The organism is Actinomadura geliboluensis (assembly GCF_005889745.1).
GTDB lineage: Bacteria > Actinomycetota > Actinomycetes > Streptosporangiales > Streptosporangiaceae > Spirillospora > Spirillospora geliboluensis.
In genome coordinates this window covers 1-26,093 of the sequence record NZ_VCKZ01000033.1, presented here as the reverse complement: position 1 = coordinate 26,093, position 26,093 = coordinate 1, and the positions used below count along the sequence as shown (strand labels likewise).

23 protein-coding genes and 1 pseudogene are annotated in these 26,093 nt (G+C 73.2%); 14 read left to right on the top strand and 10 right to left on the bottom strand.

Annotated elements, in window-relative coordinates; all coding sequences use genetic code 11:
• Positions 1 to 51: 51 nt before the first annotated feature.
• The 3 genes and pseudogenes from ETD96_RS07620 to ETD96_RS07610 all read right to left on the bottom strand — a co-directional run.
• Positions 52 to 417, bottom strand: a pseudogene (locus ETD96_RS07620) (globin); the annotation flags it as partial.
• 61 nt (positions 418 to 478) lie between these two features.
• Positions 479 to 1,570, bottom strand: a complete 1,092-nt coding sequence (locus ETD96_RS07615) for a mechanosensitive ion channel family protein (protein WP_138635571.1) — start codon at positions 1,568 to 1,570, stop codon at positions 479 to 481.
• 230 nt (positions 1,571 to 1,800) lie between these two features.
• Positions 1,801 to 2,106 carry a hypothetical protein gene (locus tag ETD96_RS07610; protein ID WP_240807360.1) on the bottom strand — a complete coding sequence of 102 codons (306 nt, stop codon included), beginning with the start codon at positions 2,104 to 2,106 and terminating at the stop codon, positions 1,801 to 1,803.
• 384 nt (positions 2,107 to 2,490) lie between these two features.
• On the opposite strand from ETD96_RS07610, the gene ETD96_RS07605 reads away from it, so the two are divergent.
• Together ETD96_RS07605 and ETD96_RS07600 are read left to right on the top strand one after the other, a co-directional pair.
• Positions 2,491 to 4,125: an NsdA family TPR-like regulatory protein gene (locus ETD96_RS07605; RefSeq protein WP_240807359.1), complete on the top strand. Its 1,635-nt coding sequence runs from the start codon at positions 2,491 to 2,493 to the stop codon at positions 4,123 to 4,125.
• 6 nt (positions 4,126 to 4,131) lie between these two features.
• Positions 4,132 to 4,722: a GNAT family N-acetyltransferase gene (locus tag ETD96_RS07600; RefSeq protein ID WP_138635570.1), complete on the top strand. Its 591-nt coding sequence runs from the start codon at positions 4,132 to 4,134 to the stop codon at positions 4,720 to 4,722.
• A gap of 125 nt (positions 4,723 to 4,847) precedes the next feature.
• Here ETD96_RS07600 and ETD96_RS07595 read toward each other — a convergent pair whose 3' ends face one another.
• Together ETD96_RS07595 and ETD96_RS07590 are read right to left on the bottom strand one after the other, a co-directional pair.
• The gene (locus ETD96_RS07595; RefSeq protein ID WP_138635569.1) at positions 4,848 to 5,618 is read right to left on the bottom strand and encodes a class I SAM-dependent methyltransferase; all 771 of its coding nucleotides are present in this window, start codon (positions 5,616 to 5,618) and stop codon (positions 4,848 to 4,850) included.
• Positions 5,615 to 7,714: a prolyl oligopeptidase family serine peptidase gene (locus ETD96_RS07590; RefSeq protein WP_138635568.1), complete on the bottom strand. Its 2,100-nt coding sequence runs from the start codon at positions 7,712 to 7,714 to the stop codon at positions 5,615 to 5,617. Before ETD96_RS07590 ends, ETD96_RS07595 begins: the two co-directional genes overlap by 4 nt.
• A gap of 309 nt (positions 7,715 to 8,023) precedes the next feature.
• Here ETD96_RS07590 and ETD96_RS07585 point away from each other — a divergent pair, with 309 nt between their 5' ends.
• Positions 8,024 to 8,533: an HNH endonuclease gene (locus ETD96_RS07585; RefSeq protein WP_138635567.1), complete on the top strand. Its 510-nt coding sequence runs from the start codon at positions 8,024 to 8,026 to the stop codon at positions 8,531 to 8,533.
• Between the two features lie 40 nt (positions 8,534 to 8,573).
• A complete protein-coding gene (locus ETD96_RS07580) occupies positions 8,574 to 8,792 on the top strand; it encodes an FmdB family zinc ribbon protein (RefSeq protein ID WP_138635566.1) in 219 nt (72 codons plus the stop codon).
• Here the strand turns inward: ETD96_RS07580 and ETD96_RS07575 are convergent.
• The 3 genes from ETD96_RS07575 to ETD96_RS07565 all read right to left on the bottom strand — a co-directional run bounded on the left by ETD96_RS07575 (position 8,789) and on the right by ETD96_RS07565 (position 12,271).
• Complete coding sequence (locus ETD96_RS07575) at positions 8,789 to 9,136, bottom strand: DUF1330 domain-containing protein (RefSeq protein ID WP_138635565.1); 348 nt, start codon at positions 9,134 to 9,136, stop codon at positions 8,789 to 8,791. The two genes, ETD96_RS07580 and ETD96_RS07575, sit on opposite strands and share 4 nt — an antisense overlap.
• Positions 9,137 to 9,284: 148 nt before the next feature.
• The gene (gene ilvD, locus ETD96_RS07570) at positions 9,285 to 11,150 is read right to left on the bottom strand and encodes a dihydroxy-acid dehydratase (protein ID WP_138635564.1); all 1,866 of its coding nucleotides are present in this window, start codon (positions 11,148 to 11,150) and stop codon (positions 9,285 to 9,287) included.
• A gap of 266 nt (positions 11,151 to 11,416) precedes the next feature.
• A complete protein-coding gene (locus ETD96_RS07565) occupies positions 11,417 to 12,271 on the bottom strand; it encodes a nuclease-related domain-containing protein (protein WP_240807358.1) in 855 nt (284 codons plus the stop codon).
• 225 nt (positions 12,272 to 12,496) lie between these two features.
• On the opposite strand from ETD96_RS07565, the gene ETD96_RS07560 reads away from it, so the two are divergent.
• Positions 12,497 to 13,921, top strand: coding sequence for an amidase (locus ETD96_RS07560; protein WP_171068909.1), 1,425 nt, complete (start codon positions 12,497 to 12,499; stop codon positions 13,919 to 13,921).
• Positions 13,922 to 13,949: 28 nt separating this feature from the next.
• Positions 13,950 to 15,950 (top strand): 4-alpha-glucanotransferase, encoded by a 2,001-nt coding sequence (gene malQ / locus ETD96_RS07555; RefSeq protein ID WP_138635563.1) that lies wholly within the window; start codon positions 13,950 to 13,952, stop codon positions 15,948 to 15,950.
• On the opposite strand, the gene ETD96_RS07550 is transcribed toward malQ, so the two are convergent.
• Complete coding sequence (locus ETD96_RS07550; RefSeq protein ID WP_138635562.1) at positions 15,911 to 16,906, bottom strand: hypothetical protein; 996 nt, start codon at positions 16,904 to 16,906, stop codon at positions 15,911 to 15,913. The genes malQ and ETD96_RS07550 overlap by 40 nt on opposite strands.
• Positions 16,907 to 16,995: 89 nt before the next feature.
• Positions 16,996 to 19,530: an aminopeptidase N gene (pepN, locus tag ETD96_RS07545; protein WP_138635561.1), complete on the bottom strand. Its 2,535-nt coding sequence runs from the start codon at positions 19,528 to 19,530 to the stop codon at positions 16,996 to 16,998.
• 178 nt (positions 19,531 to 19,708) lie between these two features.
• Between pepN and ETD96_RS07540 the strand changes: the two genes are divergently transcribed.
• From ETD96_RS07540 to ETD96_RS07510, 8 genes are all read left to right on the top strand, one after another.
• The gene (locus ETD96_RS07540) at positions 19,709 to 20,323 is read left to right on the top strand and encodes a DsbA family protein (RefSeq protein WP_138635560.1); all 615 of its coding nucleotides are present in this window, start codon (positions 19,709 to 19,711) and stop codon (positions 20,321 to 20,323) included.
• Between the two features lie 192 nt (positions 20,324 to 20,515).
• Complete coding sequence (locus ETD96_RS07535) at positions 20,516 to 21,199, top strand: energy-coupling factor ABC transporter permease (RefSeq protein WP_240807356.1); 684 nt, start codon at positions 20,516 to 20,518, stop codon at positions 21,197 to 21,199.
• 13 nt (positions 21,200 to 21,212) lie between these two features.
• Complete coding sequence (locus ETD96_RS45755) at positions 21,213 to 21,578, top strand: PDGLE domain-containing protein (protein WP_205719152.1); 366 nt, start codon at positions 21,213 to 21,215, stop codon at positions 21,576 to 21,578.
• A complete protein-coding gene (cbiQ, locus tag ETD96_RS07530; protein WP_138635559.1) occupies positions 21,578 to 22,342 on the top strand; it encodes a cobalt ECF transporter T component CbiQ in 765 nt (254 codons plus the stop codon). Before ETD96_RS45755 ends, cbiQ begins: the two co-directional genes overlap by 1 nt.
• A complete protein-coding gene (locus tag ETD96_RS07525; RefSeq protein WP_138635558.1) occupies positions 22,339 to 23,091 on the top strand; it encodes an energy-coupling factor ABC transporter ATP-binding protein in 753 nt (250 codons plus the stop codon). The genes cbiQ and ETD96_RS07525 overlap by 4 nt, the downstream gene beginning before the upstream one ends.
• Before the next feature lie 187 nt (positions 23,092 to 23,278).
• Entirely contained in the window at positions 23,279 to 24,238 is a 960-nt protein-coding gene (locus tag ETD96_RS07520; RefSeq protein WP_138635557.1) for an ATP-binding protein, read from the top strand.
• 46 nt (positions 24,239 to 24,284) lie between these two features.
• Positions 24,285 to 25,316, top strand: coding sequence for a hypothetical protein (locus ETD96_RS07515; RefSeq protein WP_138635556.1), 1,032 nt, complete (start codon positions 24,285 to 24,287; stop codon positions 25,314 to 25,316).
• Between the two features lie 55 nt (positions 25,317 to 25,371).
• The gene (locus ETD96_RS07510) at positions 25,372 to 25,848 is read left to right on the top strand and encodes a ribose-5-phosphate isomerase (protein ID WP_138635555.1); all 477 of its coding nucleotides are present in this window, start codon (positions 25,372 to 25,374) and stop codon (positions 25,846 to 25,848) included.
• Positions 25,849 to 26,093: the final 245 nt, after the last annotated feature.

Here is a 26,093-nt window from a genome sequence, read left to right as displayed (position 1 = left end):
CCCGCAGCGGTCACGCCCGGCCGCCGCACGGCCGCGCCCGGCCGGTCACGTGGGCGTGTTCACCAGGCTCCGCGCCGCCATCGTGAAGTAGTCCCAGAGCTGCTTCTCCAGCGGCTCGGGCAGCTCCAGCTCCTCCACCGCGTCCCGCATGTGCTTCAGCCACCGGTCGCGCTGGGCCTCGTCGATGACGAACGGCACGTGCCGCATCCGCAGCCGCGGATGCCCGCGCCGCTGGCTGTAGGTGTTCGGACCGCCCCAGTACTGGATCAGGAACAGCCGCAGCCGCTCCTCGGCGGGGCCGAGATCCTCCTCCGGGTACATGGGCCGGAGTTCGGGGTCCTCGGCGACGCCCTGGTAGAAGCGGTGCACCAGCCGATGGAAGGTCGCCTCACCGCCGACCGCCTCGTAGAAAGTCACCTGTTCAGCCATAGCGCTCCCCACCATATGTGAGATGCGTCCCGATCCTCACCTTGATCGCCTACGGCGCCGGCGTGGCCACCGTGACGCCCGCCTCATCGAACGAGCGCTTGACGCGTTCGCGCAGCTCGCGGGCGATGTCGCCCTGCTTGCCCGGCGCGGTCTTCAGCACCACGCGGATCACGATCGCGTCGCCCGCGAGGGCCTGCACGCCCCACACCGACGGCTGCTCCAGGACGAGGTCCTTCCAGGCGGTGTCGGCGGCCATCTCGTCGGCGGTGGCCTGCAGGATCTCCTTGACCTTCTCGGTGTCCTCGTGGATGTCGACCGGGATGTCGAGGACGGCCCGCCCCCAGTTCTGCGACTCGTTCCCGACCTTCTTGATCTCGCCGTTCGGGACGTACCAGACGACGCCGTTGACGTCCCGCATCCGGGTGACCCGCAGCGTGACGGCCTCGACCGTCCCCTTCGCGCTGCCCACGTCGATGAAGTCGCCGACGCCGTACTGGTCCTCCAGCAGCATGAACAGCCCGGCGAGCAGGTCCTTGACGATGTTCTGCGCGCCGAACCCGACCGCGACGCCGATGACGCTGGCGCTGGCCAGGATGGGCGCCAGGTTGAGGCCGAGCGAGCCGAGGATGCTGAACAGCGCCGTCCCCATGATCAGGACGGACGCGATCGAGCGCAGCACCGAGCCGAGCGTCTGCGCGCGCTGGGCGCGCCGCTTGTTCAGCAGGGCGGGGCTGCCCTCGAAGACCGTCCGGGCCCGTTCGCGGGCCCGCTCCGACATCGTCCCCTCGGCCATCCGCAGCGTCACCTTGGTGATCATGCGGTGCGCGATGTTCTTCACGATCAGCGCGACCACGAAGGTGATGATGATCAGCAGCAGCGTGGTGAGCGGCTTGTCCAGCCACGTCGCGAAGAACTTGGTGAAGTCGGTGTTGTGCGAGATGTTCCAGACGAGCCGGCACGCCGTCGTCGGGTCCGGGTCGCCGCAGGCCGTCTCCGGGGACCCCTTGTCGGCCCAGGGGAGCAGCGGCTCGCCGCCGGGCGCCGCGGTGGGCGCGGCCGGCACCCCGAGCGCTCCGGCGAGCGGCCCGGCGAGCGGCCCGGCGAGCGGCGAGGCGGCAAGAGACGACGCGGCGAATGACATGGTGCAGACCCTCCCCGGCCAATTGTGGTGCCTCGGCACCTCGCTGTGGACCCGCGGCGGGCACGAGCCGATCGTAGGGGACGTTTCCGACCGGTTCGTACGCCGCCGGACGAGGCGCCGCCCGGACGGAGCCCGGGAGGCGCGGCCGGGGAGGGCTGTCCGGGCGAACGTGTCCCGCGGCCGGCGGCTGCCGCGCCGTTCCGGCCGCGGACCGCGGGACACGCCCGGTCTCAGGGGCGGGAGCCGACCTCCCGGGAGAGCGGCTGCAGGACGTGCGCCAGCTTCATCGCGGCGCCGCCGACGTCGTCCACCCGGTGCATGCGCTCGCCCCACGACCACCAGAAGTAGTGGTCCTTGGTCTCGGGGGCCGGCGCGCAGGTCACGTCCTCGGCGAGGCTCGCGGCCTCGGGGTTCACCACCCGCAGGAAGGCCGGCCCCGAGCGGGTGCGGACGACGCGGGCGACCAGGCCCTGCGTGTCGAGTTCCTGCTCCAGCTCCTCGAGGTAGCCGACGCGTCTGTCGCTGACCACCTTCACACCCCCTCCATGGCGAGCACCGGACGTCGACCGGACCGGGGCGGATGATCGACTCTCTGGATCCGTCCGGTCACTCGCGGCGAGAATTGCAACTCTCACACTGGCGGGTCAAGGGGGCGGTCGTCCGGCGAAGTGCCGGATTACCCCACCTCAGAGGAAGGGGCCCCTCCTCCGGAGGAAGAATCTCTACCCGCAGGGGGTGAGGCGTCCTCCGGCACGTGCTTCTTCTGCGAAACCGCTTGGCGGCCAATGTGACGAGGGTTACGCTGCGTGCGCGAAAGGTTATCTGTCGTGGCCATCTAGTGACCGGTCGCCGTGGCAGGGACGACCGCCCTCCCCCCGGGGGAACGGCGTCCCGGCCCGACGGTGAGGAGGCCGGAGTCGATGTCGGATCCCCCCCGGAAAGAGACGGAAGTCGCCCGCCGGATCCGCGCGCACGCCCTGGCCCGCGGCCAGGGCCCGGTCCAGATCGCGCAGGACATCCACGAGCAGTGCGGGCCGCTGTTCGGCACCAGCCGGATCAAGGCGCACCGCCTTGCCCACGGTGTCGCGCTGTCCGACATCGTGGCGCAGGTCAGGGCGCTGTACGAGGTCGACGGCAAGCCGCCTCCCCGGCTGGGGGAGACGCTGCTGTCGGCCTACGAGAGCGGGTACAAGCGGCCCGGTCCCGAGTACCTGCACTACCTGTGCGCCGTCTACCGGGTGGAGCCCGACGCGCTCGACTACCAGAGCCCCTGCATCTGCGGCCGCGGCCACGCGGCCCGCACGGGGGTTCCGAGCGTCCCCCCGCCGCGCGCCCCGGAGCGGCGCCCGGCGGCCGACCCCGACGCGCTCGTCGGGGCGATCGTTCCCAGGGGCGAGGAGCGCCCCTGGATCACCGTCAACGACGTACGGGGCCCCGACCGCGCCGAAGGCCCCCTGACCATTGATGTGGGAGAGGAGGACATCGTGCTTCGTAGGACCCTTCTGCAGCTGCTGGCCGGAGCGGGCGTGGCGCTCGACGGTCAGTTCCTTGGGGCCGTCGACAACCTGCGCCGCAAGATGGACGACACCCTCGTCGGCGCGACCGTCTCGCCGACCATGCTCGACCAGTGGGAGGAGACGACCTACGGCTACGGCCGGCAGTACCAGGCGACTCCCTCGCTGCGGATGCTCTGCGACGTCCTGCTGGACTTCAGCGAGGTGCGGCGCATGTGCGACAAGCGGCAGCCGGTGGAACTGCAGGAGCGGCTGTGCCGGATCGCGGCGCAGCTGTCCGGGCTGTCCGGGCTGATCATGATCAACCTGGGCGACCACCGGCTGGCCCGCTCCTTCTTCCGGACCGCGCGCACCGCCGCCGACGAGACCGGCGACCGGCAGCTGCGCGCCTGGGTGACCGTCCGCGAGTCCCTCGTGCCGATGTACTACGGCGACCCGCGCGAGGCGCTGCACCTGGCCCGCAAAGCCCAGGACCTCGCCGGCCGGACGCCCGGCGTCGCCGCCGCGATGGCCCCCGCCGTGGAGGCCCGCGCGCTCGGCATGCTCGCGCTGCGCGGCCGCGGCGACGCCGCCCCGAGCGCCCGCCGCGCCCTCGTCCGGGGGCGCTCGGTGTTCGACCAGTTGTCCAAGACCGACACCGGCGACCTGGTGTTCGGGTTCACCGACCGGCAGATGGCCTTCTACGAGGGCGACACGTTCACCAACCTCGGCGACCACAAGCACGGCGACGAGGTGCTGAGCCACGCCCTCACCCTCTATTCGCCCACCGACCGCGTCGACCTGACCCTGGTGCGCCTCGACCGCGCGATGTGCAAGCTCCACGCCGGCCATCCCGACGCCGCGCTCGTGGCCGGCCGGGAGGCCATCCTCGACCTGCCCGCCGACCACCGCAGCGACATCCTCGTGCACCGCGCCCGCCAGATCGGCGCGGCCGTCTCGGCCAAGCACGGCGAGATACCGGCGCTCAAGGACTTCTACGAGGCGCTCTCCGGCCCCTCGATCAAGAGTCCCGTCACCGCGCCGCCGGCCGAGCAGGTCTGACCGGGCATGGGCAGCACCTTCTCGCAGGGCCACCTCGTCCGGCTGGAGGACGAGCCGCCCGTCTGGCGGTTCGGCGACCTGCGCATCCGCCGCTACCACGCGGCCGACCACGGCACCGTCCTGGCCCTGCACCGCGAGGGCCTCGCCCAGGTCGGCCTGCGGCCCGGCGACGGCGTCTACTACGACCACGACTTCTTCCGGATGGAGGACATCTACCTCCGCAACGACGGCGAGTTCCTCGTCGGCGAGCTCGGCGCCCGGATCGTCGCGATGGGCGGCCTGCGCCGCGCCGACCTCATCCCCGGCGGCCACGCCCGCGCGTTCGGCGGCTACGCCCCCGGCGCCCGCGAGCTGAACGCCGTCGAGATGGTGCGCCTGCGCGTCCTGCCGGCCGTCCAGCGCCGCGGCTACGGCGCCGCGCTCGTCCGGGCGCTGGAGGAGCGCGCCGCCGAGTACGGCTACCGCGTCCTGCGCGCCGACACCACCGAGCTCCAGGCGCCCGCGCTGGCCCTCTACCGCAAGTTCGGCTGGCGCGAGACCCGCCGCGAGACCATCGGCGGCATCGTCAACATCTACATCGAGAAGCCCCTCCGCTGACCCTCGTGGCTGCGCCGACCTCACGCCTCCGCTGACCCCGTTGTTCCGCTGACGCCGTTGCTCCGCTGACGCGGTGATTCCGCCGACCCGGCGCCGCCGCTGACCCGCGCCGTACCTCGCGCGGGTCAGGGGCGGCGGGCGGCGAGCATCTGCATCAGCGGGTAGCGGTGCCGGCGCACGTCCGTGAAGTCGCGGGCGGTGAGCGCGCGGGTCACCTCGCGGTCGCCGAAGACCGTGAAGCCCGTGGTCCGGCGGATCAGCGCGCCCGCGATGCGGGCGCTCGGGAGCGGGACGGGGCGGCGCGAGGTGAGGATGACGAGCCGGCCGCCGGGCCGCAGGACGCGGGCCATGCCGTCCAGCGCCCGCCACGGGTCGTCGAACAGGTAGAGCGCGCCGAAGCAGCAGACGGCGTCGAACACGCCGTCGCGGAACGGGAGGTCGACGGCGTCGCCGCGCACGTAGTCGATGCGGGCGTCGTCCAGGTGGGGTTCGGGGGTGTCGCGGACGGCCTGCGCCAGCATGGTCTCGGACGCGTCCAGGCCGACGACCAGGCCGTCCGCACCGACCCCCTCGGCGAGGGCCCGGGTCACGTTGCCGGGGCCGCACGCCACGTCCAGCACCGTCGCCGGCGGGCGATCGGTGAGGCCCAGCCACTCGCGGGCCATCGCGTGCTCGGCGGCGGTGTCGGGGCCGAACGGCCAGCCCTTGGCGAGGTTGAAGCCGATCGGCCGCCACACCTTCTCGTAGATGCGCGGCAGGAACGTCGACTCCATCGCGGACTGGGCCAGCGACGGCTTCGCCGGCGGGCCGAGCAGGTCGAGGTAGCCGGCCGACGTGTCGGGCTCCCGGGGCGGCTCGCGCAGGAGGTCGAGGACCGTGGTGGTCTGCACCGTCATCCCGCTATTAGACCATGAGTCAATTCGTCGAAGGACAGCCCGGTCTGCGCGGCCAGGAACGTGAGCGTGTCGGTCATCAGGTCGGCCGAGCGGCTCACCGAGCGGGCGGCGTGCCCCACCTCGGCCTCGTCGCGCAGCAGGACCGGCGCGTCCGACGCGGTGGCGTACTGCAGCGCCGCGCACAGCTTGCGGGCGTGCAGCGGGTCCACGCGGGTGTCGCTGCCGAACGTCGTGAACAGCACGGCCGGGTACGCGGTGCCCGGGTGGACGTGGTGGTACGGGGAGTAGCCGATGAGCCAGCCGAACTCCTCGGGGTCGTCCGCCGTCCCGTACTCGTCGTTCCAGGTCTGGCCGAGGCCGAACCGCTCGTAGCGCACCATGTCGAGCAGCGGCGCCGAGCAGACCACCGCCCGGTACAGGTCGGGGCGCTGGGTGAGGGCCGCGCCGACGAGCAGGCCGCCGTTGGAGCCGCCGGAGATCGCGAGCTGGGCGGGCGTGGTCAGCCCGTCCGCGATCAGCTTCTCGGCGGCGGCGTGGAAGTCGTCGAAGACGTTCTGCTTGCGCTCGCGCATGCCCGCGCGGTGCCACTCCTCGCCCTCCTCGGACCCGCCGCGCAGGTTGGCGACCGCGTACACGCCGCCCGCCTCCACCCAGGCCAGGATGCTCGCCGAGTAGGACGGGGTGAGGGAGATGTTGAAGCCGCCGTACCCGTAGAGGATCGCCGGGCGCGGGCCGGACAGCCCGGGGCGGGACGCGACCAGCATCCGCACCTCGGTGCCGTCGCGGGAGGTGTAGACGACCTGGCGCGTCTCGATCTCCGGGACCTCGACCGCGCCCGGCGCCGACGCCCACGGCGTGGTCTCGCCGGTGCGCGCGTCGTAGCGCATGACCGAGGACGGGGTGGTGTTGTCGGTGTAGCCGAACCACGCCTCGTGCCCGCCCTCGGGCCGCTCGACGATCCCGCCGATCGAGCCGAGGCCCGGCGTCGGGACGGTGCCGATCCGCTCCCCGGTCGCCAGGTCGTGGACGGTGATCTCGCTGATCGCGTGCCGCGTCCACCCGGCCAGCAGGACGGGCCGGTCCAGGCCGTCGAGGATCGCGAAGTCGGTGAGGACGGCCTCCGGGTCCTCCGGGACGAGGTCCCGCCAGTGCTCGTAGGACGGGTCGGCCGGGTCGGCGACGCAGAGCCGGGAGCGGGGCGCGTCCCGGTCGGTGAAGATGTAGGCGCGGCCGTCCCGCCCGACGTGCAGGCCGGTGCCGGCGTCCACGCCCTCCTGGACGGGGCGCAGCTCCGGGGCCTCCGGCGGCGACGCGGACAGGTCCGCGATCCACAGGTCGTTGCGCGGCGCCGTGCCCTGCGACGACGAGACGGTCAGCCAGCGCCCGTCCCGGCTGACGCCGGCCCCGTAGTAGTTGGTCTTGTCCCGGCCGGCGCCGAAGATCAGCACGTCGTCGGCGTCGGGGTCGGTGCCGACCCGGTGGAAGTAGAGGCGCCGGTGGTACTGCTCCTCGCCGTCCGGGACCTCGTGCGCGGGCAGCCGGCGCGAGTAGTAGTACGCCTCGCCGCCCGGCAGCCACGCGACGGCGGAGTACCGGGCCCGCTCGATCGGCCCCTCGACCCGCTCACCGGTCGCGACGTCGATGACGTACAGCAGGGACTCCTCGTCCCCGCCGGTGGAGACCTTGTAGGCGAGGCGGCGGCCCTCCTTGTCGGGCTGCCAGCCGTCGAGCGTCGTCGTGCCGTCCGGGTCGAGCGCCATCGGGTCGACGAGGACGCGCTCGGTGCCGTCCGGGTCCGCCGTGTAGAGGACGGGGTGCTCCTGCCCGGCGTCCCGGCGGGTGAAGAACCGCCGCTCGCCCCGCCACACGGGGGAGCCGACGCTGCCCGCGCCGAGCAGCTCGCCGAGGCGGGCCCGCAGCGCGTCGCGGCCCGGCAGCGCGTCCACGACCTTGTGGAAGAGCCGGTCCTGCGCGGCGAGCCACTCCGCGGTCTCGGGGCTGTCGGCGTCCTCCAGCCACCGGTACGGGTCGGCGACCCGGTGGCCGTGGATGTCCTCGACGATGTCCTGGCGCTGCGCGGGCGGATACGGCGTCATGAATGCACTGTATTGGCCCTTCGGGGCTGGCCGTCCGGACAGTCCCCCCTGCCCTGAACGCGGGTCCGCGTTCGATCCGGCGCGCGCTGGGGGATTATTGGGGTAGCGGACGGGCTCCCTCAGACGCCACACTGATGAAGGTCGGTTCGCCCCTGGGGAGGTTCTCATGGCGAGGGCGCAGGAACCGGAGACGATAATCGGGCCTCGGTCCGAGGCGCGGTCGACCGCGCCCGCCGAGGCGACCCACCCCCCGAATCCGCCGAACCCGCCGAATCCGGCGATCCCGCCGAACCCGGCGGAGGCCGTCTGATGCGACAGGTCCTGCTCCTGAACGCGACGTACGAACCCCTCACCACGCTGCCGCTGCGGCGGGCGGTCTGCCTCGTGCTCCGGGAGAAGGCCGAGATCGTCCATCACGACATGACGGGCGCGGTGCTGCATTCGGCCACGATGACGGTCGAGGTGCCGTCGGTGATCCGGCTGCGCCGCTACGTCCGCATCCCGTTCCGCACCCGCGTGCCCCTGACTCGGGCCGCGCTGATGCGGCGCGACAACTTCCGCTGCGTCTACTGCGGGCGCCGGGCCGAGACGATCGACCACGTCCATCCGCGCAGCCGCGGCGGCAAGCACGTGTGGGAGAACTGCGTCGCCTCCTGCATGACCTGCAACCACAGCAAGGCCGACCGGCTGCTGTCGGAGCTCGGCTGGACGCTCCCCGTCCCGCCCGCCGTGCCGCGCGGCGCGCACTGGCGGCTCATCGGCCTCGTCCAGGACGGCGACCCCCAGTGGGCCGCCTACGTCTCCGAACCGGCGGCCTGACCGGCGGCCCCGCGTCCCGGCGACCACGTATCCTGGGGCCGTGCCTCGTTATGACTACCGCTGCCGCGCGTGCGGATCGACCTTCGAGGTCTCCCGCCCGATGATCAACGCGTCCGACCCGGCCCCCTGCCCGGACGGCCACGACGACACGGTCAAGCTGCTGTCCACGGTCGCCGTCACCGGCACCTCCCGCGGCACGGCGCCCCCGCCGAAGCCCGCCGGCGGAGGCGGCTGCTGCGGCGGAGGCTGCTGCTCCTAGCCGTTCTGGGCGGCGCGCATGGCCCGTCCGGTCGCCGCGGGGTCGTAGCCCGGCGGGACGCCCTGCAGCAGCACGGCGGTGCCCGGGATGTGGTCGGTGCGCATGGGGAGGATCGCCTGGTAGGCGTCCGACTCGTACCAGGCGCGGGCCCTGTCCATGTCGGGGAACTCGATCAGGACGTAGCTCCCCTCCAACGGCCCCTCCATCACCTCGGGGTTCACGCCGTGGACGAGGAAGCGGCCGCCGAACGGGTCCATGGTGTCCTGGATGCGCTCGATGTAGGTGAAGACGTCGTCGTGCAGCGGCGGCTGCGGCCGCAGGTGGGCGAGGGCGTAGGCGGTCATCGCGGACTCCTTCGGCGGTGGGTGCCGGGCTGGTCTCGCCCGGCACCCACCACTGTGCCGAAGTCAGGGAACGGCGGCGATTACCCGCCGGGTAAAGCGCCGGGCCCGCTTGCTAGTGATCTCCGTGGGGGGACGCACCCCGCCTCGCTCAGTTGTGGGGGAGGCGGTCGAGCTGCGACACGTCGCGGGCCGCGCCGGTGGACGCGGACGTGGCCATCGCCGCGTAGGCCCGCAGCGCGGCGCTGACCGGGCGGTCGCGGTCGCGGGGCCGGTAGCCGCCGAGGTCGGCGAGCAGCTTCTCGCGGCGGATCTCCAGCTCGTCCGCCGGGACGTCCAGCTCCAGGACGCGGTTCGGGATGTCGATGACGACGCGGTCGCCGTCCTCGACGAGGGCGATGATCCCGCCGCCCGCCGCCTCCGGGGAGGCGTGCCCGATGGACAGCCCGGACGTGCCGCCGGAGAACCGGCCGTCGGTGATCAGCGCGCATGCCTTGCCGAGCCCGCGGCCCTTGAGGAAGCTCGTCGGGTACAGCATCTCCTGCATGCCGGGGCCGCCCTTCGGGCCCTCGTAGCGGATCACGACGACGTCACCGGGCGTGACCCGGCCGCTGAGGATGCCCTCGACGGCCTCGTCCTGCGACTCGAAGACGACGGCGGGGCCGGTGAAGGTCCACAGCTCCTCCTCGACGCCGGCGGTCTTGACGATCGCGCCGTCGGGGGCGATGTTGCCGCGCAGGACGGCGAGCCCGCCGTCGGCGGTGTAGGCGTGCTCGACGGAGCGGATGCAGCCGTTCTCGCGGTCGAGGTCGAGGGTCTCCCAGCGGGCGCTCTGCGAGAAGGCCGAGGTGCTGCGGACGCCGCCGGGCGCCGCGTGGAACATCTCGACGGCCTCGGGCAGGACGTCGGGGGAGCGGACGTCCCACTTGGCGACGAACTCGTCCAGGGACGCGGAGTGGATCGAGTGCGCCGAGCCGTGCAGCAGCCCGCCCCGGTGCAGCTCGCCGAGCAGCGCGGGGATGCCGCCGGCGCGGTGGCAGTCCTCGACGTGGTACTTGGCGGTCGCCGGGGCCAGCTTGCAGATGCACGGGACGCGGCGCGACACCGCGTCGATCTCGGCCAGCCCGAAGTCGGCGCGGGCCTCGGTCGCGGCGGCGAGCAGGTGCAGGATCGTGTTGGTCGAGCCGCCCATCGCGACGTCCAGCACCATCGCGTTCTCGAACGCCTGCGGGGTGGCGATGTTCAGCGGCAGGACGGACTCGTCGTCGCCGTCGTAGTACCGCTTGGCGATCTCGACGACGGTGCGGCCGGCGTCCTCGTAGAGGCGGCGGCGGGCGGTGTGGGTGGCGAGGACGGTGCCGTTGCCGGGCAGCGCCAGCCCGATCGCCTCGGTGAGGCAGTTCATCGAGTTCGCCGTGAACATGCCGGAGCAGGACCCGCAGGTCGGGCAGGCGGACTCCTCCATCTCCAGCAGGGTGTCGTCGGCGATCGAGACGTCCGCGGAGGCGATCATCGGGTCGATCAGGTCGAGCTTGTTGCCGCCCATGACGCCCGCGACCGGCTTGCCGGCCTCCATCGGGCCGCCGGAGACGAACACGGTCGGGATGTTCAGCCGCAGCGCGGCCAGCAGCATCCCCGGGGTGATCTTGTCGCAGTTGGAGACGCAGATGAGGGCGTCGGCGCAGTGCGCGTTGACCATGTACTCGACGGCGTCGGCGATCAGCTCGCGGGACGGCAGCGAGTACAGCATGCCGCCGTGGCCCATCGCGATGCCGTCGTCCACGGCGATGGTGTTGAACTCGCGGGGCACGCCGCCGGCCTCGCGGACCGCGCCCGCGACGACCTTGCCGACCTCGTCCAGGTGGACGTGGCCCGGCACGAACTGGGTGAAACTGTTGGCCACCGCGACGATCGGCTTGCCGAAGTCCTCGCGTTCGACGCCGCTGGCGCGCATGAGGGCGCGGGCGCCCGCCATGTTCCTGCCGTGCGTGACCGTGCGTGACCTGAGCGGTGGCATGTGACCTCTCCAAACCTGTGGCGTGCGGGGACGACGGGCCGCGCGTGGTTCGGCGTGGCGGGGCGGGTCGCCTTCGGAAGCGTGCTCGCAGCGGCGGATCTCGGCGCTGCCGCCGGCTCAGCGGAGGTCGCGCGCGGGCCGGCCCGTGACCCTCGATGCTACCAACCGGTGAGCGGGCATGAGAAAAGCCGGGACGCGGACGTCCCGGCGGGCTCGCCGTCGAGCAGCTGGGGCGGGCGGCCCGGGGAAGCAGGCCGCCCTCGGCCTCAGTCGGGGTACTTCGGCGGCAGGGCCTGCTCCGCCGCCTGGAAGATGCGCTGCACGTCGCCGTCGGTGAGGATCTTCGGACGGCGCCGCAGGTAGGCGCGGGCCCGGTTGCCGGCGTAGACGTCGACGTCCCGCACCCGCATGACCTTCCACGGGATGGACGGGCCGTAGATCGCCACGGAGGCCTGCACCGGGACCTCGAAGCCGACCCGCTCGGCGAGGATGCTGCTGGCCATCTGGGCCTCCCAGCGCGCCTCGTCCAGCCGGTCCTTCTTGTTGAAGGGGCCGTGGAAGAGCTTCAGGTGGGACATGGTGCGCACGGGGAGGCGCTTGTCCCACTTCTCGGAGTCGATGGCGTAGACGCCGCTCGGCCCGATCACGAGGTGGTCGATCCGCCCGTCGCTGACGCCCTCGTCGTCGCGGGGGACGGCCCGCGCGTGCAGCACGAGGTACCCGTTGCGCTGGAGGGACTTCAGCTGCTTCTCGGTGCGCCGTTCGGCGGCCGAGGACTTCTGCCAGGCGGTGACGGAGGAGCTCCTGCGGGACGTCCGGACGACATCGCCGACGACCACCAGGACCGCGACGGCGACGCCCAGCCGCCAGCCGACCAGGACCATGACGGCGACGCCCGCGACGACGGCCGCGCCGGCCCGCCACGCCCAGCGGCGGATCCGGGGGTCGTCGAGCGGCGTCGCGGCGGTGCGCTCGCCCTCCTCCGGACGCTCGGTCACCGGCGCCGGGTGATGGTGCTCACGCGCTTCCTCCGACCGTGCCTCCACCGGCCGCGACTCCTCGGACTCGGCCCGGGGCTGGCCCCGGGCTCCCTGCGTGTTGCCCCGCTCCATGATCGCCATGAGTGACGCTCCGTATCCCTTTCCCATCGGGGGCATGATCCTCCGTGCGCAGAGTAATCATCCGGCCGGTCGGCGACTAGTCATGCGGGGTTAATAGTATTGTCGCCGTCGGGACAGTGAGTAACTTACGCGACGGATGGGTAGGCCGATACTCTTCTCCTTCCTCCGCCTTTACGTCCCTGCCCTCTTTGATGCCCGCGCACACGGCGTCTAGCGTTCCGATTCGTGACACAAACCCATGACCTGAGCGCCACCCAGATGGCCGCCGCCGTCCGCACGAGGGAAGTATCCCCGGTCGAGCTCACCGACCACTATCTGGCCCGCATCGACCGGCTGAACGAGCAGGTCGGCGCCTACGTGACCGTCACCGCCGAGCGCGCCCGCGAGGAGGCCCGCCGCGCCGAGAAGGCGGTGCTGGAGGCGGCCGACCCGGCGGACCTGCCGCCGCTGCACGGCGTCCCGGTCCCGATCAAGGACCTGAACATGGTGAACGGCGTCCGGATGACGTTCGGGTCGGCGGTGTACGCCGACCTGACCGGGTTCGCCGACGACCATGTGGTCACCAAGCTCGCGCAAGCGGGGTCCGTGCTGCTGGGCAAGACGACGACGCCCGAGTTCGGCCTGCCCTGCTATACGGAGGGTGACGTCGCGCCCCCGGCCCGCACCCCCTGGGACCTCACCCGGTCGGCGGGCGGGTCGTCCGGCGGCGCGGCGGCGGCGGTCGCGGCCGGGCTGGCGCCGATCGCGCAGGGCAGCGACGGCGGCGGCTCGATCCGGATCCCGAGCAGCGCCTGCGGCCTGTTCGGGATCAAGCCGACCCGCGGCCGGGTGTCGGCGGGGCCGATCGTCCCCGACCTGTTCGGACTGTCGACCAACGGGCCCATCGCCCGGACCGTCCGCGACGCGGCCCTCATGCTGGACCTGATGGCCGGCCACATGCCGGGCGACCTGTACCGGGCGCCGCAGGCCGACGGGCCGTTCCTCGCGTACGCCGACCGGGCGCCGGGCCGGCTGCGCATCGCGCGGAGCAAGCAGCCGCCGGTGCCGGGCGTGGAGGTCCACCCCGACTGCGTCGCCGCCTACGAGGAGGCTTCGGCGCTGCTGGAGGAGCTGGGCCACGAGGTCGTCGACCTGCCGGAGGTGCTCGGCGCCGACCTGCTCCCGCACTTCGCGACGCTGTGGGGCGTGATGGCGACGATGACGCCCGTCCCGGAGGGGAGTGAGCACCTGCTGCAGCCGCTGAGCCGCTGGCTGCGCGGCCTCGGCGAGGCCACCACGGCGCCGCAGCTGATGCAGTCGCACGCCGCGCTGCAGGGCGCGCTGCGCGCCGCGTTCCCGATCACGGACGGGTTCGACGCGATCCTGCACCCGACGCTCGCGTCGCCGCCCGTCCCCGTCGGCCACTTCCACGGGCAGGAGCCGGAGGAGAACTTCCGGCGCCAGACCAACTTCACCCCGTTCACGGCGGTCTACAACGTCTCCGGGCAGCCGGCGGTGAACGTCCCGCTGCACTGGAACGACGAGGGGCTGCCCATCGGGGTCATGCTGGCCGGGCGGCTCGGCGGCGAGGGCACGCTGATCTCGCTGTCCGCGCAGCTGGAGGAGGCCCGCCCGTGGATCGGCCGCACGCCGGAGATCTGGACGGCGTGACCGCGCCCGCACCGGGCATGGTGCAGGCGTGGGCGACGACGAACTGATCAGGCTGGCCGGGCACCACGGCGTCGCGACGCGGTACGCCGACTGGCGCGGCCGGGAGGCGGCGGTCGCGCCGGACACGCTCGTCGCCGTCCTGGCGGCGCTCGGAGTGGACGCCTCCACCCCGGGCGCCGCCAGGGCGGAACTGGAACGCGTCCGGGCCCCCGCGCGGACGCTGCCGCCGGTCGTGGTCGTCCGCCACGGCGACGGCGCGCCGGACTTCCCGGGCGCGAGCGTCGAGCTGGCGACCGGCGAGACCGTCCCGCCCACGGCGCGGCTGCCGCTCGGCTGGCACCGGCTGCACGCCGGGGCCGAGAGCGCGCCGCTGCTGGTCGCGCCGCGCCGGCTGCGCACCCCGGACCGCGTGTGGGGGCTCACCGTCCAGCTGTACTCGGTGCGCTCCCGCGCGTCCTGGGGGATCGGCGACCTGCGCGACCTGGCCGACCTCGCCGCGTGGAGCGGCCGCGCGCGGGGCGCCGGGTTCGCGCTGATCAACCCGCTGCACGCGGCCGAGCCCGTCCCGCCGGTCGGCGCGTCCCCCTACTCGCCGATGAGCCGCCGCTTCACCTCCCCGCTGTACCTGCGCGTCGAGGACCTCCCCGAGTACGCGGCGCTGCCGCCCGAGGACCGCGCGGGCCTGCGCGCGCTCGCCGAACCGCTGCGCATCCCCGGCGGCGCCCTCGATCGCGACGCGGTCTGGTCGGCCAAGCTCCGGGCGCTCGAACTGCTGCACCGCGTCCCGCGCGGCACCGCGGCCCAGCGCGACTACGACGCGTTCCGCGCCCGCGAGGGCCGGGCCCTCACCGCGTTCGCGACCTGGTGCGCGCTCACCGAGAGGCACGGCCCGGACTGGCGCCGCTGGCCCGCGGACCTCCACGACGCCGGCGGCCGCGCCGTCGCCGACGAGGCGGCGCGGCTCGCCCCGCGCGTCGACTTCCACGCCTGGCTGCAATGGCGGCTGGACGGCCAGCTGGCGGCCGTCCAGCGGGCCGCCTCCGACGCCGGGATGCCGGTCGGGATCGTCCACGATCTGGCGGTCGGCGTCGCGCACGGCAGCGCCGACACCTGGATGTACCGCGACCTGTTCGCGCCCGGCATGAGCGTCGGGGCGCCGCCGGACGAGTTCAACCAGCGCGGCCAGGACTGGGGCCAGCCGCCCTGGCACCCGCACCGCCTCGCGGGCGCCGCCTACGCCCCGTTCCGGGAGATGCTGGCCGCCGCGTTCCGGCACGGCGGCGGGCTGCGCCTCGACCACGCGATGCAGGTGTCGCGCCTGTGGTGGGTGCCCGAAGGCGGGTCACCGGCCGACGGGACGTACGTCCGCTACGACCGGGACGCGCTCCTCGGCTGCCTGGCTTGGGAGGCCGAACGGGCGGGCGCCGTCGTGGTCGGGGAGGACCTCGGCACCGTCGAACCCGACTTCCGGGACGACCTGGCCGACCGCGGCATGCTCGGCACGTCGCTCCTCTGGTTCGAGCGGGACGCCGGGGGACGTCCCAAACCCGCGGCCGAGTGGCGCGAGCTGTCCCTGGCCACGGTCGGCACCCACGACATGCCGCCCATCACGGGCTTCGTGCACGGCGACCACATCGCGCTCCGCGACCGCCTCGGCCTGCTGACGCGGCCCCGCGCCGACGAGGAGGCCGACCACCGCCGCCAGCTGGGCGACTGGCTGGCGCTCCTCCACGAGGAGGGCCTGCTGCCCGCGCCCGCCGCCGAGGTCATGCAGGCCCTCGCGGAAGGCGCGACCACCTACGACCAGCAGATCGTGGACGCCCTGCACGCCTTCCTGGCGCGCACCCCGGCCCGCCTCAGGGGCGTGGCGCTGGCGGACGTCGTCGGCGAGCGCCGCACCCAGAACCAGCCGGGCACCACCGACGAGTACCCCAACTGGCGTGTTCCGCTGGCCGGCGCCGACGGCCTGCCCGTCCTGCTGGAGGACCTTCAGGAGAGCGCCGACTCGATGCGCTTCGTCACGTCCTGAAGGAGCGTGTCGGGACGCAGATCGGTCGCGGCGATGGCGGAGAACAGTTCTGGCAGGCCGCGCAGGGGGTAGGAGCCGTCGGCGTCCGCCAGCGCCTTGTGGCCGAGCGGAAGGCGTGACAGCGACTTGCGCGCGCGCGTCCACGCCACCTGCACCTCCTCCGGGGACGGGACGCCGAACCCGTGGCCGACCGGCGCGGCATGCCGGAGCTTCACGAGCGCCCCGTCGGTGAACTCCACGGCGAGCGTGCACCGGTCGGTCAGGTCGGCGCGGACCGCGTCGTCCAGGCGCGTCATGACCGAGCAGGGCGTCCGGCAGCGGGCCGCGCAGTCGCCCAGCGCGGACGCCACCTGGCTGTGCTGCCGGTCCAGGTAGGCGCGCCAGCCCGGCCCCGGCTCCTTCGCGACGCGGAGCGTCCGCTCGCAGGCCGAGCGCTCCGGCCGGGTGTGGTCGCACATCCGCGGCGAGCCCGGCTCCACCGGCACCCCGAACCGGCTGCCGTCGCCGCTCACCGAGGCGCCGATGAGCGCCGGGTCGCCGGCGTGGCCGAGGACGGGCTCCCAGGCCAGCATCGGCAGGTACTCGGCGGCGATGTGGACGGCGGCGACCAGCGCGGCCATGTCGCGGCGCCGCCACCGGACCTCGATGACCTCCAGCAGGAGGGAGTACGCGGGGCGCAGGCTCGCGAGGGCGCCGCGCGGGCGCTCCCGGGGCGTCTGCGGCATCCGGCTGGCGCGGGCCCGGTCCAGCAGGTCGGCCGGGACCTCGCCGGCCGCCTCCGGCATGCCGAAGTCCTCGGCGTCCAGGTCGAGGACGCGCTGCCCGAACGCGCACAGCGCCGCGACCGCCGCCGAGCCGCCGCCCGCCGCCGGCCCGCCCTGCGTGACCAGCGCCTCAAGATCGCCGAACGCGTGGCGCCGCGCGAGCGCCGCCAGCACGTCCCGAGCCGTCTCCACCTGGCCGTCCTCCAACCCCGTAGCCCGCCCCGTGACCGTGCAACGATCCCACGGTCACGGGGCGGGTGGACAGCCTCGGGCGGACCGGCTCAGGCGGACGCCGCGTCCTTCGCGCGGGCGCGCAGCGCACGGGCGACGCCGTCGCGGCCCTCCGACAGCAGCCGGGCGAGGGCCGCCGGCGGGTTCTGCTCGGCGATGTACGCCTCGGTCCGGTCGACGGTGGACTGCTCGATCACCAGGAACGGGTAGGCGACCTCGGCGAACGTCTGCGACATGTCGCTCGTCCACTCCTTCCACACCCGGCCGACCTCGGCGAAGTACCGGTCGACGTAGGGCAGGAGCAGCTCGGCCTGGTCCGGCTCGACGAACCCGCCGAGCGTCGACCGGTAGACGGCGTTGGGCAGCTCGCCCGAGACGATCCGCTCCCACGCGGACGCCTTCGCCGCCGCGGTCGGGATCGCGGCCTTGCAGGCGGCGGCGTGCCGCTCGCCCGCGGCGGTGCGGTCCCGCTCGTGCTCGGCGTCGATCTCGGCCTCGCCCGCCCGCCCGGTGACCACGAGGCGGCGCAGCAGCGCCCAGCGCAGGTCGGTGTCGACCGTGAGGCCGACGAGCGTCTGCGAGCCGTCCAGCAGGCCCTGGACGAACGCCAGGTGCTCGTCGGACACCGCCGACGCGGTGAACGCCTGCGTGTAGGCGAGCTGGAGGTCCGAGCCGGGCTCGGCCTCGCGCGCCAGGTCGGCGAGCGTGCCGGCGAGCAGGGCGAGGCCCTCCTTGCGCCACGCCGGGTCGGCGTACTGCTGGACGGCGGTGCGCGCCTGCCGCAGCAGCGTCTGCGTGACCGAGATGTCGGTGACGCCGCGGATGCCCTTGGCGACGAGCCGGACGTAGTCGCGGGTGGCCATCTCGGCGTCGCGGGTCATGTCCCACGCCGCCGACCAGCACAGCGCGCGCGGCAGGCTCTCCTTGATGTCGCCGATGTGCTCGATGAGCGTCTTCTGCGAGTGCTCGTCCAGCCGGATCTTGGCGTAGGTGAGGTCGTCGTCGTTGACGAGGACGAGGTCGGGCCGCTTCTTGCCGACGAGCTGCGGGACGTCGGTGCGGGCGCCGACCACGTCCAGCTCGACCCGCTCGCGCCGGACGAGGCCGTCGGCGGTCAGGTCGTACAGCCCGATCGCGAGGCGGTGCGAACGCAGCGTCGGGTAGTCGGCCTTGGCCTCCTGCAGGACGGTGAAGGACGTGAAGTTGCCGTCGCCGTCCAGCTCGTACTCGGGCCGCATCGTGTTGACGCCGGCCGTCTCCAGCCACTCCTTCGACCAGGAGGCGAGGTCGCGGCCGGAGGTCTCCTCAAGCGCGCCCAGCAGGTCCGTCAGGACGGTGTTGCCCCACGCGTGCCGGTCGAAGTACCGCCGGACGCCCTCCAGGAAGTTGTCGAGGCCGACATAGGCCACGAGCTGCTTCAGGACGGACGCGCCCTTGGCGTAGGTGATGCCGTCGAAGTTGACCTCCACCGCGCGGATGTCGGGGATGTCGGCGGAGATCGGGTGCGTGGACGGCAGCTGGTCCTGCCGGTACGCCCACGCCTTCTCCAGGTTCGCGAACGTCGTCCACGAGCCCGTCCACTTGGTGGCCTCGGCCTGGCACAGGACGCTCATGTACGTGGCGAACGACTCGTTCAGCCACAGGTCGTCCCACCAGCGCATGGTGACGAGGTCGCCGAACCACATGTGCGCCATCTCGTGCAGGATCGTCTCGGCGCGGCGCTCGTAGGCGGCGTCGGTGACCCGCGACCGGAAGACGTAGTCCTCCAGGAACGTCACGGCGCCCGCGTTCTCCATCGCGCCCGCGTTGAACTCGGGGACGAACAGCTGGTCGTACTTGGTGAACGGGTAGGGGCGGCCGAAGACCTTCTCGAAGTAGGCGAAGCCCTGGCGGGTCACGTCCACGATGGCGTCGGCGTCCAGGTGCTCGGCCAGCGACGCCCGGCAGTACACGCCGAGGGGGATGACGGTGCCGTCCTCGCGGCGGTACTCGTCCCGGACGACGTGGTACGGCCCGGCGATGAGCGCGGTGATGTAGGTGGAGATCTGCGGCGTCGGCAGGAAGTGCCACGTGCCGCCCTCCGCCGACTCGGCGGGCTCGTTGGTGACGACCTCCCAGTCCCGCGGCGCCTTCACGGTCAGCTCGAAGGTGGCCTTGAGGTCGGGCTGGTCGAAGCAGGTGAACATGCGGTGCGCGTCGGCGGTCTCGAACTGGCTGTAGAGGTACACGCCGTCGTCCACCGGGTCGACGAACCGGTGCAGCCCCTCGCCCGACCGCGAGTACTCGCAGTCGGCCACGACGCGCAGCTCGTTCTCCGCGGCGAGGCCGGGCAGCGGGACGCGCCCCTTCTCGGCGTCATAGGACGAGGGGTCGAGGGCCTTGCCGTTGAGGGTGACCTCCCGCACGACGGCGCCGTGCAGGTCGATGAACGTGGACGCGCCCGTCTCGGCGCTGCCGAACCTGACCACAGTGGTGGACGCGAACCGCTCCGCGCCCGTCGTGAGGTCCAGTTCCACCGTGTACGACTCGACGGTGAGCAGCCGGGCCCGTTCCCGCGCCTCGTCGCGCGTGAGGTTGCCTGCCACATGTACTCCTTGGTCGGCTTAATCGCTTGGTGAAGTCATGTCTACCAACCGGACGGCGTCCCGGTCCGCCCGCCACGGCCGAGAGGCGGGCTTGGATAGCCTCCCCCCGCCGGGAATCGGGACGGGGACGCCCTGGTTGTCGCGTAAGGCAGCTCTTTTCACGCCCTAGGAGACGACGTTGACTGAAAACTCGCCCACCCCGGTGGACTTCTGGTTCGACCCGCTGTGCCCCTGGGCGTGGATCACGTCCCGCTGGATCCTGGAAGTGGAGAAGCTGCGCCCGATCCAGGTGCGCTGGCACGTGATGAGCCTGGCCGTCCTGAACGAGGACAAGGACATCCCGGACGACTACCGGCGGATGCTCGCCGACGCGTGGGGCCCGGTGCGGGTGTGCATCGCCGCCGAGCAGAAGTACGGGCCGGAGGTGCTCGGCCGCCTCTACACCGAGATGGGCACGCGCCGCCACCACGAGAAGCAGAAGCTGGACCGGGCCTTCGCCGAGGCGGCGCTGACCGCCGCCGGACTGGACCCGTCGCTCGCGGACGCCGCCGACTCCACCGCCTACGACGAGGCGCTGCGGGCGTCCCACCAGGACGGCATCGACCGCGTCGGCCAGGAGGTCGGCACCCCGGTCATCGAGGTCGAGGGCAGCGCCTTCTTCGGCCCCGTGGTCACGCCCATCCCGCGCGGCGAGGCCGCCGTGAAGCTCTGGGACGGTGTGCGGGCCGTGGCGTCCACCGACGGGTTCTTCGAGCTCAAGCGCACGCGGACCCGCGAGCCCAGCTTCGACTGAGCCGGGCTTCGGCCGGGCCGGGCTCCGAATGAGCGGGGCGGGGCCCGGCGGGGTGGCCCGCGAGTGACAGCCGTCTTGCTATTGCGACCGTATTGCAACTACTAGGTGTGTGCCGTCAAACTGGGCCTATTGCTCGCAACAGGTAGGACGGTGGGAGACGTGCACGTACCGGACGGATTCATCGATGCTCCGGTGTCCGTCGCGACGGCCGCGGTCGCCGTGGCCGGGGTCGCGGTGGCGCTGCGCGGCGCCCGGCGGGAACTGGACGACCGGACCGCGCCGCTCGCCGGCCTGACCGCCGCGTTCGTGTTCGCGGCGCAGATGCTCAACTTCCCGGTCGCGTCCGGGACGAGCGGGCACCTGCTCGGCGGCACGCTCGCGGCGATCCTCGTCGGGCCCTACACCGGGGTGCTGTGCGTCTCGGTCGTCCTGCTGATGCAGGCCCTGCTGTTCGCGGACGGCGGCCTCACCGCGCTCGGCACCAACATCACCACGATGGCGCTCGTCACGGTCGTCGTGGGGTACGGGCTGTTCCGGCTCCTGCTGCGGGTGCTGCCCAAGACGCGGGCGTCGGTGTCGGCGTCGGCGTTCGTCGCCGCCGTCGTGTCCGTGCCCGCCGCCGCCATCGCCTTCACCGCCGTCTACGCGGTCGGCGGGACGGCGGACGTGTCGATCGGCAAGGTCGCCACCGCGATGATCGGCGTGCACGTGCTCATCGGCATCGGCGAGGCGCTGATCACCGCGGTGACCGTGTCGAGCGTGCTCGCCGTCCGTCCCGACCTCGTGTACGGGGCGCGCGGGCTGCTGAAGCCGCTGGAACTGCGCACCGGCGCCGAGCAGGGGGCGGACGGCCCGGCCGAGCCGTCCCGCGCCTGAGAGGGGACCTCACATGACCACCAAGCGCTTCTTCGCCGGGTTCCTGCTCGTCTCGCTCGTCCTCGCGGGCATCGTCAGCTACTACGCCTCGTCCAGCCCCGACGGCCTGGAGAAGGTCGCCGAGGACAAGGGCATCAGCGCCAAGGAGAAGGACCACTCGCTCAAGGACTCCCCGTTCGGCGACTACGGGGTGAAGGGCATCGAGAACGCCCGGCTGTCCGGCGGGCTGTCCGGCGTGGTCGGCGTCGGCGCCGTCCTGCTCGTCGGCGGCGGGCTGTTCTGGGCCGTCCGGCGGCGCGGCACGGACGCCGCGCAGGACGCCGCGCAGGACGCCGGGCAGGACGGGACGGCGCCGTCCGAGCCGGCGCGGAAGGGCTGATGGGGGCCGGGCACGCGCACCGGCTCTACCTGCCGGGCGCCTCGCCGGTGCACCGGCTGCCGCCGCAGTGCAAGCTCGTCGCCGTCCTGGCGTTCGTGCTGCTCGTCGTCGCCACGCCGCGCGAGCGGATCTGGGCGTTCGGCGTCTACGCGCTGCTGCTCGCCGCCGTGGCCGCCGCCGCCCGCGTGCCGTTCCGGACGGTGGCGCGGCGCGTCGTCATCGAGGTCCCGTTCGTCGCGTTCGCCTTCCTCATGCCGTTCGTCGCGGAGGGCGAGAAGGTCGCCGTGCTGGGACTGCGGCTGAGCGAGAGCGGGCTGTGGGGGGCCTGGAACATCCTCGCCAAGGGCACCCTCGGCGTCGTCGCGTCGATCCTGCTGGCCGCGACCACCGAGCCGAGGCTGCTGCTGCTCGGCATCGAGCGGCTGCGCATGCCGCAGCTCATCACGCAGATCGCCACGTTCATGCTGCGCTACGGCGACGTCGTCACCGCCGAGCTGGGCCGGATGAGGACGGCGCGTGCGTCGCGCGGCTTCGAGGCGCGCGACATCCGCGCGACGGGCGTGCTCGCCAAGTCGGTGGGCGCGCTGTTCCTGCGCTCCTACGAGCGCGGCGAGCGCGTCCACCTGGCCATGCTGAGCCGCGGCTACGACGGCCGGATGCCCGTCCTGCACGACGTCGACGCGACCGCCGCGCAGTGGACGGCCGCCGCCGCGCTGCCGCTGGCCGCGGGGCTCGTCGCGCTGGCTGCTTGGATGGTGCCATGACCCCGTCCCTCGAGGTGAAGGGCCTGGCGTACGCGTACCCCGACGGCACGCAGGCCCTGTTCGGCGTCGACCTGACGATCGGGCGCGGCGAGCGCGTCGCGCTGCTCGGGCCGAACGGCGCCGGGAAGACCACGCTCGTCCTGCACCTCAACGGCATCCTGCACGGCGGCCTGGGCGAGGTCAGGGTCGGCGGCCTCGCGGTCGACCCGAAGGACAAGAAGGCGCTGCGGGAGATCCGCCGCCGCGTCGGCATCGTCTTCCAGGACCCCGACGACCAGCTGTTCATGCCGACCGTCCGGGAGGACGTCGCGTTCGGGCCCGCCAACCTCGGCATGCGCGGCGCCGAGCTGGACCGCCGCGTCACGGCCGCCCTGGAGCGCGTCGGCATGGCGCACGCCGCCGACCGGCCGCCGCAGCACCTCAGCTTCGGGCAGCGCCGCCGCGTCGCCGTTGCGACCGTGCTGGCGATGGAGCCGGAGATCCTGGTGCTGGACGAGCCGTCCTCGAACCTGGACCCGGCGAGCCGCCGGGAGCTCGCCGAGATCCTGCTGAGCCTGGACGTGACGGTCCTGATGGTCACGCACGACCTCCCGTACGCGGCGGAGCTGTGCCCGCGCTCGGTGATCCTGTCCGGCGGCGTCATCGCCGCCGACCGCCCCACCCGCGACCTCCTCACGGACGCGGACGTGCTCGCCGCGCACCGCCTCGAACTCCCCTTCGGCTTCGACCCGGCCGCCGCGCTCCGCTGACCGGCGCCCGGAGCGGAGCTCCAGCGGAGCGGAGGGCGGCGGTCAGCGTCGTGCGGGGGGGCGTCCCCTCACAGTGACTATCGGGTTACGGCCTGTTCGGCCGTTCCGCTTGCCTCGCCGCCCGTCGTTCGCAAGACTCGACTGTCTCGACACTGGTAACGGTTTTCATACCCGAAATGAGGCATTCGTGAAGGTTGCGTTCGTCGGCAAGGGCGGCAGCGGCAAGACGACCCTGTCGTCGCTGTTCGTCCGGCACCTCGCCGGCCGCGGGCTGCCGGTGGTGGCCATCGACGCCGACATCAACCAGCACCTCGGCGTCGCGCTCGGCCTGGACGAGGCCCGCGCCGCCAAGATCCCGGCGCTCGGCGACCGGCTCACCGAGATCAAGGAGCATCTGCGCGGCGGCAACCCGCGCATCTCCTCCGCCGCCGCGATGGCCAAGACGACCCCGCCGGGCGCCGGGTCGCGGCTGCTGCGGTTCCGCGGCGACGACCCGGTCCACGAGGCCGGGCAGGAGGTGGACGGCGTCACGCTGCTCGCCACCGGCCCGTTCAACGACGACGACCTCGGCGTGGCCTGCTACCACTCCAAGACCGGCGCGGTGGAGCTCTACCTCAACCATCTCGTCGACGGGCCGGGCGAGTACGTCGTCGTCGACATGACCGCCGGCGCCGACACGTTCGCGTCCGGGCTGTTCACGCGGTTCGACCTGATGTTCCTGGTCGCCGAGCCCACCCGCAAGGGCGTCGGCGTCTACCGGCAGTACACCGAGTACGCCCGCGACTACGACGTCGCCATCCGCGTCGTCGGCAACAAGGTCCAGTCCGAGGACGACGTCGCCTACCTGCGCGAGCACGTCGGCGACGACCTGCTGACCTGGCTCGGCCAGTCCGCCGCCGTCCGGGCGCTGGAGCAGGGCCGGCACGGCGTCGCGCTGGAGGACGGCAACACCGCCGCGCTCGACCGCATGCGCGCCGAGGTCGACGGCCGCGTCAAGGACTGGGAGAAGTTCCGCCGCCAGGGCATCGAGTTCCACGTGAAGAACGCGCGGAGCTGGGCCAGCCGCGCGGCCGGGGAGGACCTCGAAGCGCAGGTCGACCCCGGCTTCCGCTTCCCCGGCGAGGCGCCGGGCGCCTACGCGGGGTGACGCCGGGCCTACCGCCCGGACCCGATCGGCACTAACCTAGCCCGCCATGACGATGCGGCGGATGCTGGTCATGGCGGGCGGCGCGGTGGTTCCCATCGCGCTCATCTCGATCCTCCTCGGCAACCAGTGGGTGGTCGAGGCGATCAACGAGTCGGGGATCCACTACGACGAGGGCTTCGCGCCGCCGCTGTACTGGCTGCTGTATCCGAGCTGGCGGCTGACCGCCGGGGACGCCACCTGGAAGTTCCTCGTGGCGATCGACCTCGGCACGATCCTGTTCTTCGTCCTGCTGATCCTGCTCGCCGCGGCGGGCGCCCGCGCCGTCGACCCGGAGCGCGGCGCGCTCGGCGCGGTCCTCACCGGCTGGTGGGCGACGGTCGTCGCGGGCGGCGTGGCCGGGCTGTTCGACGGAGCGCTGATCAACTGGGCGCTCGACATGCCGGACGGCGCCGGGCCCAACGTGTTCACCTCGGTGACGCACGGCGCGTCCTTCGGGTTCGGGTACGGCTGGCTCGCCGGGCTCGGCATGCTGCTGGGCTTCCTCATGTCGCGCGGACGCGGCGCGGGGGCGCGGCAGCAGCCCGGCGGCCCGTACGCGCAGCAGCCGCAGCCCGGCCCGTACGCCCAGCAGCCCTACGGCCAGCCGATGGCGCCCATGCAGCAGCCGATGCAGCCGCAGCAGCCGATGCAACCCATGCAGCAGCAGGCCCCGTACGTTCCGCCGCAGGGGCAGCCGCAGCAGCCCTGGGGCGGCGTCCCGCCGCAGCCGATGCAGCAGTACCCGCCGCAGCAGCCCCCGCAGCCGCCGTATGGGGCGGCGCCGGTGCCGCAGCAGCCGTCCGCTCCGCAGCCGTCCGTCCCGCAGCAGCCGTCCGCGCCGCAGGCCGAACAGGCCGCCCCGATGGAGCCGACGCCTCCGGCGCCCGCCGAGGAACCGGCCGAGCCCGAGCAGGAGACACCCAAGGACGCGGCCGAGGACACGCCCGAGAACGCGCCCGAGAACGCGGCCGACTCCGACGACCTGAACCTCGCCGACCGGACGATCGTCGACCGCAAGCGGGACGCCGGCGACTCCTGACCCGGCGACCCGACCCGCGCGCGGGCACCGCGCGGCGGCCTGCGAGAATTCCCGCATGCGCGTGTTTCTTGGATCCGACCATGCCGGCTTCGAGCTGAAGGAGCACCTCGTCTCCTGGCTGAAGCAGAACGGGCACGAGGCCGTCGACTGCGGCGCGTTCGTGTACGACGCCGTGGACGACTACCCGCCGTTCGTCCTGCGCGCCGCCGAGCGGACGGTCGCGGAGCCGGGGACGCTCGGCATCGTCATCGGCGGCTCCGGCAACGGCGAGGCGATCGCGGCCAACAAGGTCAAGGGCGTCCGCGCCGCGCTGGTGTGGAGCGAGGACACCGCGACGCTCGCCCGCGAGCACAACGACGCCAACGTCATCGCGCTGGGCGCCCGCCAGCACGACCTGGCCACCGCGACCCGGTTCGTCGAGCTGTTCCTCGGCACGGCCTACTCCAAGGAGCCGCGCCACACCCGCCGCATCAGGATGCTCGGCGCTTACGAGCACACGGGCGAACTCCCCCCACTCCCACGCGAAAGCTGACCCCGCGCACCCGGCACGTGAGCTGCCCCCGCACCCTGCGCGTGAGCTGACGCTGGGCTGCATGAGTTGATGCCGGCTACGTGAGTTGACGCTGGGCGCCGCGCAAGGTGACGCTGGCCGCCTGGGTTGGCGCTGGGTGCTGTGCGAGGTGCCTCAGGGCGTGTGAGTTGGACCCGGGCGCTGTGAGACCCGGGTGCGGTGTCCTGCGCGGCGTGGGGGTGGCGGGGTCAGCGGCCGTTCTCGGG